Raw genomic sequence first — 12585 nt, forward strand, 5'->3', positions numbered from 1 at the left:
GGGTTCTTGTGAAACTCCGCGTGAACATACGGCGGGAAAGCCCGAGCGGTACCGGACGGTGGCCGAGTTCGCGGAAAGTGACGAGGGGACCGGGCCGCTGTGGATCAGGTCCGGCAGCAACTCGGCTGCTCGGTCGGCCAGTTGAGGGGCCGGGTCCACTTCGCGGTAGCGACGGCCGGGAGGCCCGCATCGCCGCGGCAACTCTGCAGTCTCCACTCCGGAAATTACAGGAAGGGCGCCGGGGAACGAAGGCGCCCGGTCGCTGGCGACGGGGGATGCACCAGCGACCGGGCTTCTAGAACGGTAACAAGAGATCGGCGGTTAGCAAATTCGATCTGATGTATTCGGACAAGAAATTACTTGCCGGTACGGGCAGTTGTGACCACTGTCACTGTGTGCGACGGTGCCCGTCACGCTCAGCTGAGGGTCACTTGACGGTTGGTGAGACCGCCCCGCGCGCGCCGCTCGTCCCCGGTCAGCGGAGCGTCCACCGCGAGGGCGGCCGACAGCCGTTCCTGGAGCTCGGCGGCGGGCTTCTCGCAGTCCTCCGCGCGCATCGCGCTCGGCAGGTCCCAGACCGGGACCGTCAGCCCGTGCGCCCGGAAGGAGCCGACGAGCCGCGTCCCCTCCCCGAGGCTCGACGTGCCTGCGGCGTGCAGCCGGGCGAGCGCGTCGAGCAGCTTCTCCTCGGGGTGCGGCATGACCCACCGCAGATGGTTCTTGTCGGGCGTCTCGCACCAGTACGCGGCGTCCGTGCCGGTGAGCTTCACCGTCGGGATCGCCGCGGCGTTGGCGCGCTCCAGCGACGCCGTCACCTCGGGGGTCGTGTTCTCGGCGTCCGGCACCCAGAACTCGAAGCCGGGGTGGACGACCGGCGCGAAGCCGGCCGCCGGGTCCAGCAGGTCCTGCAGGCGCGGCCCGTCGGCCGGAACGCGCTGCGCGGCGACCGGGTTGCCGGGCTCGGCGGTCAGTGCCCGCTGGAGCGTGTCGGCGAGGTCGCGGCTGAGGTCGCCGGAGGACGTGTCGTTCTGGAGGGCGAGCAGGACGGAGCCGTCGTCGCGGCGCAGCGCGGGCCAGGCCATCGGCAGGACGGTCGCGAGCGTCACGGACGGTACGCCGTCGGGCAGGCCGCCCTTGAGGGTCAGTTCGGCGGTCGCGGCGGGCACCAGCTCGCGCAGCGCGATCCAGTCGCACTCGCCGGCCAGCCCCTCGAAGGGGCGCTGGACCAGCTCGGTGACGGCGTGGGCGGCTTCCCGGCCGTGACAGGCCTTGTAGCGGCGGCCCGAGCCGCACGGGCAGGGCTCGCGGGCGCCCACGACCGGAATCGGCCCGTCCGTGAGCTGAGCTTTCGCGGACTGAGCCTTCGCGGCCTTGGTCTGGGGGCGCTTCTTGGCCATGGTGGCTTCTCCCGTTGGCGGCAGTGCGGTGTCGGCGCGAGCCTAGCCGTACCGCGTATCGCCATGGGCGCAACGCCCCTTCGGGGAGCGCCGGGTGGGGCGCGTACGGGGCTGTCCGCCGGTACGTCCGCCCGCTTGTCGGCTCAGTCGTCAGCTCAGTCGTCGGCCGAGTCGAACGCGTCGGCGAAGTCCAGTCCGGGGACGTCGACGCGCGTAGCGAAATCGTCGGACCGGTGCCCATCGGTGACGATGACCCACACCGTCACCTCGCCGGCGGAGCCGTTCCGTACGCCCCAGTTCTGGGCGAGCGAGCTGATGATGTTCAGACCGCGCCCACCGCGCGCGGTGACCGAGGGTGTGGCCGGAACGGGTCGCGTCGGGCCGCCGCCGTCCGTCACCTCGACGGTCAGCCGGCCCGCTCCGTCGACCTCCCAGGCCGCGCGTACGTCGCCGTCGCCGATCTCCGCCCGGCCCAGCGGCCTGCCGTGCCGGCAGGCGTTGCTCAGCAGTTCGGAGAGGATCAGTACGGCGTCGTCGACGACCGTGTCCGACATCCCCCGGCGGCGCAGCTGCTCGCGCATCCGATGTCTTGCCTGTCCCACGCCCGCAGGGCCATGGGGAACGGCCATGCTCGACGACGTGGGCACTTCGTGTGCCACCACAAACGCCACCCCCGAGACCTCCTTTGCCCCACGCCACGGTGTGAATGCCCCAATGGCCTGGACCGGAAACCGGCCAAGGGAAGACCAGTGACGCACTCAACAGGCTCGAACACGTACCGAACGCGCCGGTGCACTCCAAGTCACCCTCTGTGCACTCCAATCCCCGGCAAATCAGGCAAGGCGCCCCAGTTGGGACAGCACCTGTTTGGGGCGGTTCGTAATGATTGCCTCCACTCCGAGGCTCGCGCAGAGTTCGACGTCTTCCGGTTCGTTGACGGTCCAGACATGGACACGGTGACCCGCTCTGTGCAGCCGCTCCACATAGCCCGGCTGATTGCGCACGATGCGGATGCCGGGCCCCGCGATCCGGGCTCCCGCGGGCAGCCGTCCGTCGCGCAGCCGGGGTGAGACGAACTGCATCAGATAGACGGTCGGCAGTTGCGGCGCCGCGTCGGCGATGCGGTGCAGCGAGCGGGCCGAGAAACTCATGATGCGTACGGGCGACTCCCCGGGGGCCGGACCGTCGAGTCCGAAGCGCTTGAGCGTCTGGAGCAGCCGCTCCTCCACCTGTCCGGCCCAGCGGGTGGGATGTTTGGTCTCGATGGCGAGCTCGATGCGCCGGTCGGTGTCGGCGATGAGTTCGAGCAGGCGCTCCAGCGTCAGTACGGAGGTGAGGGAGCGGTCCTTCCAGTCCGGGCTCTCCTCGCTGTCCATGGTCTCCATCCACGAGCCGAAGTCGAGGGTGGCCAGATCGGCGAGCTCCAGGGCGGAGACGGCGCCGCGTCCGTTGGAGGTGCGGTTCACACGGCGGTCGTGTACGCACACGAGGTGCCCGTCGGCGGTCAGCCGTACATCGCATTCCAGTGCGTCGGCACCGTCCTCGATGGCCTTCTTGTATGCGGCCAGAGTGTGTTCAGGGGCGTCCTCGGAGGCTCCTCGGTGGGCGACGACCTGGATGCTGGGCTGCCGTGCTTGAGTCACCCCGCCATGGTGTCACCGAGACGGGGTAAGCGTCGGGCGGTGCCCCTCCTGGGCCCTCCTGCGGATGCGTCCCGTTTGTCCAGTAATAAAGGATGGCGGGGAGACACACAGGTCCTGCTTACCGTGGCCTGACGGGCGGTGGGAAAAGCTGAGGGCAGAGACGTACGAGAGACATGTCCATGCCGAAGGGGTCTACCGACACCTGAACGCGGCGGAAAACAGCGGAACTCTTGCCGAAGACTGATGCGGAACCTGAGGAGTAAAAGACTGTGAGCACCGAGAACGAGGGCACAGCGGTCCCGTCCGCCCCGTCCGTACCTCCCGTGCCGGTTGCCGCTCCCGAGGGCACGCCCGCGTCCGCCCCGGGGGAGTTCACCCACGAGCGGCAGTACGCGGGGCGGACGGGCAGCCCGGATCAGCCGGGCGATCCCGGTCGGCCGGGCCGGTCCGGTGAGCCCGGTCACGGCTCCGAGCCCACCACGCAGTTGCCCGGAGCCGTACCGGCGTACCTCCCCGGCTCGACGGGACCCGGCGGCTCGGCCCCCGACGCCGGGTGGCCGCCGCCCCCGCCGAGCCAGCCTCATTACGGAGGCGGCGGCGGATGGGGCGAGCCGCCCGCGTCCGGCCCCCAGCCGTCGCGCAAGCGCCCCGGCGGGCTCATCGCCGCGGTCCTCGCGTCGGCGCTGGTCGCCGGTGTGGTCGGCGGCGGGATCGGCTTCTGGGCGGCCGACAACAGCGACGACAGCGTCGGCGGCGGATCGACCACGGTCTCCGCGGCCGACCCGGCCCTCAAGCGCGACGCGGGCAGCACGGCCGCGGTGGCCGGCGAGGCGCTCCCGAGCGTGGTCACCATCACGGCGCAGGGCCAGGGCGGCGACGGCGGCACGGGCACGGGCTTCATCTACGACAAGCAGGGCCACATCCTCACGAACAACCACGTGGTGGCCTCGGCCGCCGACGGCGGAGACCTGACGGCGACGTTCTCCAACGGCAAGGAGTACGCGGCCGAGGTCGTCGGCCGCGCCGAGGGTTACGACGTCGCCGTGATGAAGCTGAAGGACCCGCCGTCCGGGCTGAAGCCGCTGGCGCTGGGCAATTCGGACAAGGTGGCCGTCGGCGACTCGACGATCGCGATCGGCGCGCCGTTCGGGCTCTCCAACACCGTCACCACGGGCATCATCAGCGCCAAGAACCGTCCGGTGGCCTCCGGCGACGGCACCAGCGACAAGAACTCGTACATGAGCGCCCTTCAGACCGACGCCTCCATCAACCCCGGCAACTCCGGCGGTCCGCTGCTGGACGCGCGGGGCGCGGTGATCGGTATGAACTCGGCGATCCAGCCCACGGGCGGCGGCGGTGGCGGTGGCGGCGGCCAGTCGGGCTCGGTCGGCCTCGGCTTCGCCATCCCGATCAACCAGGCGAGGAACGTCGCCGGGGAGCTCATCAGGACCGGCCAGCCCGTCTACCCCGTCATCGGTGCGACGGTCTCCATGTCGGAGGGCGGCGACGGCGCGACGATCTCGGGCGACGACGCGAGCGGCAGCCCGGCTGTGACGCCGGACGGGCCGGCCGCGAAGGCGGGGCTCAAGTCGGGTGACGTCATCACGAAGTTCAACAACGTGCAGATCGACAGCGGCCCGACGCTGATCAGCGAGATCTGGACGCACAAGCCGGGCGACAAGATCAAGATCACCTATACGCGCGACGGCAAGCAGTCCCAGGTCGACGTCACGTTGGGCGAGCGCAAGGGCGACACGCGGTAGGAGCGGGCGGGGGACTGTAGAAGGACGGGCCGGGTGCCGAGTTGGGGTTCGGCGCCCCGCCCGGCTGACCGCCTGCGGCCGGTCTTCGCCAGGCGGCTGCGGCAGCCGCGAAACGCTGATTTAACCGCGACGGCCGGGCCGTGAAATATGCCTCGGACACCTTTCTCCCAGATCTGACGTAATGACCCGTCCGGGAGAGGTATGGCATGCGAGGAATCCTGCGTCGAACCGCGTTGCTGACGGCGGTCGTCGCCCTGACCGCCGGCACGGCCACCGCCGCCGAACAGAACAAGTCACCCGCCAAGCGCCCGAAGGTGGCGGTCATCGGCACCGGCGGAACGATCGCCGGAGTGAGCGAGAGCAGGGTGGACTTCCAGGACTACCAGTCCGGCAAGATTCCCGTCTCCGAACTCGTCGGCGAGCTGAAGCCGGAGGTGAACGAGATCGCCGACGTGTCCACGGTGCAGTTCGGCAACAAGGGCTCGGGCAGCTACTCCATAGCCGACTTCCGCGAGTTGACCCTGGCGGTCGACAAGGCCCTCCGTACGAATGACGCGGCCGTTGTCACCACCGGCACGGACACGATGGAGGAGTTCGCCTACTGGCTCGATCTGACGGTCCGCAGCGACAAGCCGGTGATCCTCACCGGTGCGATGCGCCCGTGGACCGTCCTCGGTACGGACGGCCCCGCGAACCTCTACAACGCCATCCAGCTCGCCGCCAGCCGTAAGACCACCTGCTTCGGCAGCGTCATCATGCTCAACGACGAGATCCAGGCCGCGCGCGAGGTGCGCAAGACGGACGCGCTGCGCATGGACACCTTCAACAGCGGCGCGAGCGGGTCGCTGGGCGTGGTGGACCAGGAGCGCGTCCGGATCAACAGGGCGCCCGCGCGGGTCGAGAAGTGCGGTAAGCCGGGCTGGCGCACTCCCTTCGACGTCGGCGGCATCGCGGCCAAGGACCTGCCGAAGGTCGAGATCGCGTACAGCTACCAGGGCGCGGGCGGCGAGGCCGTGAAGGCATTCGCCGACGCGGGCGCTGACGGCGTCGTCACGGCGGGTACGGGCGCGGGCGGCATCTCGTCGTCCATGTCGGCGGCGCGCGCCGACGCCACCAAGCAGGGCGTGGTGTTCGCTTCGACCACGCGTACGGGCAACGGCGCCGTCTACGACGCGGGAGGCGAAGGCGCGGTGATCGGGGCGGCGGACCTCACCGCTCAGAAGGCCCGCATCCTGCTGCTGCTCTCGCTGGCGAAGACGGACGACGTGGACAAGATCCGCGGGTGGTTCACGACGCTGGGGACGGCGGAGTTCACGAGTCACGGGTAGTCGAAGGGGCGGGCCGGGGCGCCGGGGCGGGCGGCGAGCGCGGTCGTCGGCCCGTCGACCATGGCGACGACGACGGCCCGGTTGAGCGCGACGACCGGGGACGACCAGACCGCCAGCAGGGCGTCGTACAGGACCAGGATCTGCTCCCGGTCCGTCTCGGCGTACGTCGGCCTGGAGCGCGTACCGCCCCGGGCCGCCACCCCGGAGCGCGCCCATGAATCGACGACGCGCGCTCCCATCGCGGCGATCTGCTCCCCGACGCGCAGGTTGGCCTCCATGACGTCGGGCGGGATGTCGGCGACACCGCCCGGGGTCTCCTTCTCGTAGATCAGAATCGCGTACTGCGGCAGGCCACTTGCCCCCCGGTCCGCCCCCCGGTCCGCCCGCTCACCGCGCGGTTCGCCAGTTGTCCGTCTCCGGGCCCATCGCCCCGTACTCGATCTCGCCGCCCCGCGCGTATGTACTGACGACGACTCCGCTCTCGGACCTGGTGGTGTCGATCAGCTTGAGCCCGGTCGGGACCGTGCCCTTCCCGAACAGCCGCTTGCCGGAACCGATGAGCACCGGGAAGACCAGCAGGTGGTACTCGTCCACGAGGTCGTGCTCGATGAGCGTCTGAAGCAGTTCACAGCTGCCGTGCACCTGGATCTCACCGCCGTCGCCCTCCTTGAGCGCGGCGACGGCATCGGCGACGTCGCCCGTCAGCAGCGTCGAGTTCTGCCACGGCACGGAGTCCAGTGTCCTCGACGCGACGTACTTCGGCATGGAGTTCAGCTTCGACCCGATCGGATCGTCGTCGGCTGCGAGCGGCCAGGCGGCGGCGAAGATCTCGTACGTCCTGCGCCCGAGGAGCAGCGCGTCCGCGCGGCCGACCACGTCGGTCATCCGGTCGAGGAGGTCCATCCTGAAGAGCGGCGCGGACCATCCCCCGTGCTCGAACCCGCCGTCGCGGTCCTCGTCACCGCCGCCGGGGGCCTGCATGACCCCGTCGAGGGAGAGGAATGTGGTCACCATCAGCTTTCGCATGCGCGTTTCCTTCGCTCGTTGGCTCGCAAGCCCTTCAGCAGCTCGCGGGCTCTTCGGTTCGTACGGCTTGCGCCGCCCCTGTGCCGGCGGCCTCACTGACAACGTCGAACGGGACTGCCCGCCATCGACAGGGCGGGAGAAACAAACATTCAGGCGGGGACGTGAGGTGCGCGGCGTGACACCCCGGCCCGGAGATGGTCCGGCGTCGACGAGGGCTTCGTCTTCCGTACGAAGGCTGAGCGCAGTGCGTGGTACGGCGCGCCGGGATCGAAGAACGTGCGCCGCATCCGGGCCAGTTCCGCCTGCCGGTACGAGCTCAGCGGCGCGACGGCCTCGTCCCTCTCGCGCGCCGCTTTCTTCTTACTGATGCGCTGTCGCGTTCCCGGCGCCGACGCGAGACGCGAGGCGTGGCGCGCGACCGCGGAGCCGAAGTCCTCGGGCGTGCTGTCGATGACGACGTCCACCAGCCCGATCTCGCGCGCGCGGGCCGCCGTCACCGGGAGGGCGCGCCGCGTCAGGCGCTCGGCCTCCTCGTCGCCCACCCGGCGGGGCAGCGTGTAGGTCCAGTACTCCGACCCGTACAGCCCCATCAGCCGGTAGTGCGGATTGAGTACGGCCCCGGCCCGGCACCAGACCTGGTCGGCGGCCAGGGCCAGCATGGCGCCGCCGGCCGCCGCGTTGCCGCCGAGCGCGCTCACGAGCAGCCGGTCCGTCGTGGTCAGCAGGGCCGCCACGAGGTCGTCCATGGCGTTGATGTTCGCCCACGACTCCCGCGCGGGGTCGGCGGACGCCTCGATGACGTTCAGATGGATGCCGTTGGAGAAGAAGTCCCGGCCCCCGCCGAGCACCAGCACCGTGGTCGGCCGGGAGCAGGCGAACTCGTACGCCCGGAGCAGGCGCCGGCACTGCGACGTACTCATCGCGCCGCCCGGAAAGGCGAACGACAGGAAGCCGGCCGGTCCCTCCTCGCGGTAGCGGATGTCACTCCACGTGCGCCGTCCGGCGGACAGCTCCCAGGGGACGTCGGCCTCGGGCAGCACCGGCATCCGGTCGCCGAGGGCGAGTACCGCGGGCAGCTTGAAGGTGGCCGCCTCGCCCGCCTTACGGCGGGGACGCAGCTCGGGGATCCACACCGCGCCGTCCACGGTCGCCCGGCAGATCGCACCCGCCCTGGTGGCCAGCAGCTCTCCCGGCTCGCCGCGCAGGGTGTCCTCCGGGTGGCCGCCGTGCAGGTACCACTCCTCTTCGAGGAGTACGTCCCGTACGCCGGGCTGCGAGTCCGCCCCGCGCAGCTTGCGTACGACGGTCCCGGTCGGGTCCGAGGCCCAGTCGACGCGTCTGAGACTCTGGTCGAAGTACGGGCGAGCGCACACCGCCGCTCCAGGGGCGTCCTGCGGTCGCGGAACGTAGGTCCCGGAGGCGAAGCGCTCCACCGCGAGCAGCACGGCTTCGAGGGCGGCGTCGGACACCTCGTTGCGGTAGAGATCGCTCTTCCCGACCGCCGGTACGGGACACCGGACGGAGGCCCACACGTCCCCGCCGTCCATTTCCGCCGAGGCTTGCAGGACGGTCACGCCCCAGTCGGCGGCGCCCGTGTGGACGGCCCAGTCCAAGGAGGACGGCCCGCGGTCGCCGACCGGTCCCGGATGGACGATCAGACAGACGTGCGCGGACCAGATGTCGGCCGGGATCGCGGTCCTGAGCATGGGGGCGATGACGAGATCGGGGGCGGTGCGGCGTACGGCTTCGCGCAAGTGCTCGTCGCCCAGGGCCAGTTCGACACGGACGCGGTGCCCGCGGTCCCCGAGCTCGGCGAAGACGCGCTGGGTCAGGCTGTTGAACGCGCTCGCGACCAGCAAGATGTCCACGACAAGCTCCCTCACGCCGACCGGTCGGGGCGGCCCGTACGCCGCCCGTCGCCGATCATGGCCCACGCACGGGCTCCGGTCCGCCGCCGACCCGCCAAGCGGCGGAGTGCCGTGCCCCGCGCGCACGAGCGGAATTCCCAATCCCCGGACCGGGAAATTGCCACGTACTGGTGAAAGCGGTCGCGGCACCCATTCGTCACGGCTTTACGAGGTATTGATCTCCCCGGTCTCCCCGGGCGAGGACCGCGTCGAGTACCCCACTGCAAGGGGGCCAGAAAAGATGGGCACCATGGACCGGCCGGCCGAGTCCCGGCAAGGGAATCCAAGGCATCAAAGGCGTCCAAGGAATCAAAGGCGTGATGGACGTGACGGGCGTACCGGACGTGCCGGGCGTACCGGGGAGAAGGTCGCGGACTGGGCGGACGGCCGATTGGGCCTCCACAAAGTGGTCAGGGCCACGATGCGGAAGGCTTTCCCGGATCACTGGTCCTTCATGCTCGGGGAAATCTGTCTCTACAGCTTCGTCGTCATCGTCCTCACGGGTGTGTATCTGACGTTCTATTTCCACCCGTCGTCGGCACAGGTCACATACGACGGCAGCTACGCGCCTCTGCGCGGCCGGCTGGTCTCGGAGGCATTCGACTCGGCGCTGCACATCTCCTTCGACGTCCGCGGCGGCCTTCTCATCCGACAGGCCCACCACTGGGCGGCGTTGGTGTTCGTCGCCGCCGTGCTGGTGCACATGATGCGCGTGTTCTTCACCGGCGCGTTCCGCAAACCCCGCGAGGTCAACTGGCTGCTCGGATTCGCGCTGCTGCTCCTCGCCATGTTCGCGGGGCTGACCGGATACGACCTGCCGGACGACCAACTGTCAGGAACCGGCCTCGCGATCGTGAACGGAACGCTTCTGTCCACCCCGATCATCGGCTCCTACCTGTCGATGTTCCTCTTCGGCGGGGATTTCCCGGGAAACGATCTGGTGGCGCGTTTCAACACCATCCATATCCTGGTGATCCCCGGCCTCATGGCGGCACTTGTGGTCGCCCATCTGGCCTTGCTGCTCTACCACAAGCACACGCAGTACGCCGGCCCCGGCCGCACGAAGAACAATGAGGTCGGTCTGCCGGTCCAGGTGTACGCGGTGAAATCGGCCGGGTATTTCTTCATGGTCTCCGGTGTGATCTTCATTGCCGGAGCCATCGCGCAGATCAACCCCATCTGGATGTACGGCCCTTACCGGCCCGACCAGGTTTCGGCGGGCTCACAACCCGACTGGTACATGGGTGTGGCCGACGGTCTTCTCCGTGTCATGCCGGGCTGGGAGATCAATTACTGGGGCCACACCCTGGCGCTCGACAACTTCCTCCCCTTGCTGGCCGGCGTCGGCCTTTTCCTGGCCATGGGCGTATATCCCTTCATCGAAGCCTGGGTCACCGGCGACGACCGCGAACAGAACCTCCTCGACCGTCCCCGCGACCGCCCGGTCCGCACCGGGCTCGGTGTCGCGTGGCTGAGCGTCTACCTGGTGGCCCTGCTCGGCGCGGCCAACGACCTGATCGCCACCCACTTCCATCTCTCCGTCAACACGGTGACATGGGCGGTCCGTTTCGGCCTGTTCGCGGTCCCACTGGTCACCTACGTGATCGCGAAGCGCTGCGCCCTCGGCCTCCAGCGCCGCGACCGCGAGAAGGTCCTGCACGGCCGCGAGACGGGTGTCATCAAGCGTCTGTCGTACGGCGAGTTCGTCGAGATCCACGAACGCCTCACCCCGGCCCAACTTCACACGCTCACGGCCCACGAACAGTACGAGCCCCTCCCCCCACCCCCCGAACGGGCCTGGACCGGGCGCCTCCGCACCCGGCTCAGCCGCGCCTACTACGGCCCCGCCGCACAGATCACCAAACCCACGGCCCGCGAATACGAGGAACTCACCGGCGGCCACTGACCGCCTTGTCGACGGAGACGTTGTCGAAGGCCGCGGCGGTGTTGAAGACCCGTACCCCGTTGGCTCCGCTGCCGTAAGTGGCATCGGTCACCGAGATCTTCGGCGTGGCCATGTCGTCGACGTACACCTTGATCGCGGAGCCGACCGCCGAGATCCGGATGTGGTGGGACGGCCCGGCGGGGCGGGACAGCTGGGCTGAACCCAACTGTGTCCAGGAGTCGTTCGCCCTGCCGAGCACCACCTTTCCGTTCTGGCTGATGCCCGCGTAATAGCCGGTGTAGCTGTCGACGCCGGCCGACGGTCGCGTGGCGCGGAACACCAGACCCGCGTCACCGCGCCCCGAGGTGACCTTGACGTCGGCGTCGTAGGTGAAGTCGGCGAAGTTGGTGTCGAGCAGTGCCTTACCACCCGGGGAGCTCTCGGCCCGATAGCGTCCGCCGTCGGCCGACCAGGACCCGCCGTAGGTCTTCCAGCCCAGGGCGTTGCCGTCGGCGAAGTTGTCCCCGACCCGCATCGTGACCGGTTCGATCGTGCCGTCGGCGTTGAAGTACATGCGGTCGTAGGCGAGTTGGCGGTTGTTTCCGGCGGTCTCGCTGAGCGGCCTGCGGTGATAGACGATGTACCAGATGTCCGTGCCGGGCACATTGACCACGGAGTTGTGACCCGAGCCCTTGGCCACGGCGGGGTCTTGGGCGAGTACCTTCTCAATCTTGGTGAAGGGCCCGGTCGGTGAGTCGGACATGGCGTACGAGACCGAATAGTCCGGACCGGTCCAGCCTCCCTCGGACCACATCAGGTAGTACTTGCCGTCGCGCTTGAACATCTGCGAGCCCTCGACATAGTCGGCGGGCGTGATCTCCTTGTACGTGCTGCCGTCGGCGAAGGTGCCGAGGCTGGTCATGTCGTCGTTGAGCTTGACGACGTTCGCGTGCCCCCAGCCTCCGTAGTACATGTAGGCCTGACCGTCGTCGTCGATGAAGACGTCCTGGTCGATGGGCTGGGCGCCGTTGTGGAACTGCCCGATCAGCGGCCGGCCGATGGCGTCGGAGTACGGCCCTTCAGGCTTGTCCGCGACGGCGACGCCGATACCGCCGAGGCTGTCGTTGTTCTGGATGTCGTTGGCCGCGAAGAACAGGTAGTACTTCCCATCGCGCTCGACCGGCGCCGGCGCCCACACGGCGTACTCGGCCCAGGAGATGTCCTCCGTCGTCAGCGCATCGCTGTGCTTGGTCCAGTTGACCATGTCGGTCGACGAGAAGGCGTCGAGGTACGTCTGCTCCCCGTACGCCTTCGACGTGGTCGGATACACCCAGTACGTGTCGTCGTACACGGCGATGTCCGGATCGGCGTACCACCCGTCGACGAACGGATTACCGGCGCCGATCTCCGGCTGTCCGGGCACCGCGACGGCGGTACCGGGCGAGAACGTGGCGACCAGACAGCCCGCGAGCAGTGCGGCCATGGTCTTCGCGTGGAATCTGAGCATTCGAGCGTTCATCGTCGGCAGCTCCGCATATGGGGGTCGGCAGCACGAACACCGGTCTCGGAAGAACATTCCCGCACACTAAGTAACAGGAACGTACACGTTCCATCAATGCTGCCCGCCCGGCTGAGG

General features: G+C 69.2%; 10 protein-coding genes. 3 read left to right on the plus strand and 7 right to left on the minus strand.

What is annotated here, in order from left to right:
- Window positions 1-416: 416 nt before the first annotated feature.
- From OIE74_RS19375 to OIE74_RS19385, 3 genes are all read right to left on the minus strand, one after another.
- Window positions 417-1397: a DUF5926 family protein gene (locus OIE74_RS19375; protein WP_329385193.1), complete on the minus strand. Its 981-nt coding sequence runs from the start codon at window positions 1395-1397 to the stop codon at window positions 417-419.
- A gap of 155 nt (window positions 1398-1552) precedes the next feature.
- The gene (locus OIE74_RS19380; protein WP_329385195.1) at window positions 1553-2155 is read right to left on the minus strand and encodes an ATP-binding protein; all 603 of its coding nucleotides are present in this window, start codon (window positions 2153-2155) and stop codon (window positions 1553-1555) included.
- 75 nt (window positions 2156-2230) lie between these two features.
- A complete protein-coding gene (locus OIE74_RS19385) occupies window positions 2231-3040 on the minus strand; it encodes a glycerophosphodiester phosphodiesterase (protein WP_329385198.1) in 810 nt (269 codons plus the stop codon).
- Between the two features lie 269 nt (window positions 3041-3309).
- On the opposite strand from OIE74_RS19385, the gene OIE74_RS19390 reads away from it, so the two are divergent.
- Window positions 3310-4803, plus strand: coding sequence for a S1C family serine protease (locus tag OIE74_RS19390; protein WP_329385201.1), 1494 nt, complete (start codon window positions 3310-3312; stop codon window positions 4801-4803).
- Between the two features lie 206 nt (window positions 4804-5009).
- Entirely contained in the window at window positions 5010-6131 is a 1122-nt protein-coding gene (locus tag OIE74_RS19395) for an asparaginase (protein ID WP_329385204.1), read from the plus strand.
- Here OIE74_RS19395 and OIE74_RS19400 read toward each other — a convergent pair.
- From OIE74_RS19400 to OIE74_RS19410, 3 genes are all read right to left on the minus strand, one after another.
- Window positions 6122-6409 carry a hypothetical protein gene (locus tag OIE74_RS19400; RefSeq protein WP_329385207.1) on the minus strand — a complete coding sequence of 96 codons (288 nt, stop codon included), beginning with the start codon at window positions 6407-6409 and terminating at the stop codon, window positions 6122-6124. The genes OIE74_RS19395 and OIE74_RS19400 overlap by 10 nt on opposite strands.
- Before the next feature lie 109 nt (window positions 6410-6518).
- The gene (locus OIE74_RS19405; protein WP_329385210.1) at window positions 6519-7157 is read right to left on the minus strand and encodes a dihydrofolate reductase family protein; all 639 of its coding nucleotides are present in this window, start codon (window positions 7155-7157) and stop codon (window positions 6519-6521) included.
- Window positions 7158-7306: 149 nt separating this feature from the next.
- Window positions 7307-9025 carry a hydrogenase maturation protein gene (locus OIE74_RS19410; protein WP_329385213.1) on the minus strand — a complete coding sequence of 573 codons (1719 nt, stop codon included), beginning with the start codon at window positions 9023-9025 and terminating at the stop codon, window positions 7307-7309.
- Between the two features lie 289 nt (window positions 9026-9314).
- On the opposite strand from OIE74_RS19410, the gene qcrB reads away from it, so the two are divergent.
- On the plus strand, window positions 9315-10970 hold the full coding sequence (qcrB, locus tag OIE74_RS19415) for a cytochrome bc1 complex cytochrome b subunit (RefSeq protein ID WP_443076364.1): 1656 nt from the start codon (window positions 9315-9317) through the stop codon (window positions 10968-10970).
- Here the strand turns inward: qcrB and OIE74_RS19420 are convergent.
- On the minus strand, window positions 10954-12468 hold the full coding sequence (locus tag OIE74_RS19420; RefSeq protein ID WP_329385217.1) for a family 43 glycosylhydrolase: 1515 nt from the start codon (window positions 12466-12468) through the stop codon (window positions 10954-10956). The genes qcrB and OIE74_RS19420 overlap by 17 nt on opposite strands.
- Window positions 12469-12585: the final 117 nt, after the last annotated feature.

The organism is Streptomyces sp. NBC_01716 (assembly GCF_036248275.1).
Taxonomy (GTDB): domain Bacteria; phylum Actinomycetota; class Actinomycetes; order Streptomycetales; family Streptomycetaceae; genus Streptomyces.

Bases quoted from the DNA above. Each gene is read 5' to 3' on its own strand.
- OIE74_RS19375 (WP_329385193.1), bottom strand. From the start codon at position 1,397: ATGGCCAAGAAGCGCCCCCAGACCAAGGCCGCGAAGGCTCAGTCCGCG.
- OIE74_RS19395 (WP_329385204.1), top strand. From the start codon at position 5,010: ATGCGAGGAATCCTGCGTCGAACCGCGTTGCTGACGGCGGTCGTCGCC.
- OIE74_RS19400 (WP_329385207.1), bottom strand. From the start codon at position 6,409: ATGGAGGCCAACCTGCGCGTCGGGGAGCAGATCGCCGCGATGGGAGCG.
- OIE74_RS19405 (WP_329385210.1), bottom strand. From the start codon at position 7,157: ATGCGAAAGCTGATGGTGACCACATTCCTCTCCCTCGACGGGGTCATG.
- qcrB (WP_443076364.1), top strand. From the start codon at position 9,315: ATGGACCGGCCGGCCGAGTCCCGGCAAGGGAATCCAAGGCATCAAAGG.
- OIE74_RS19420 (WP_329385217.1), bottom strand. From the start codon at position 12,468: ATGAACGCTCGAATGCTCAGATTCCACGCGAAGACCATGGCCGCACTG.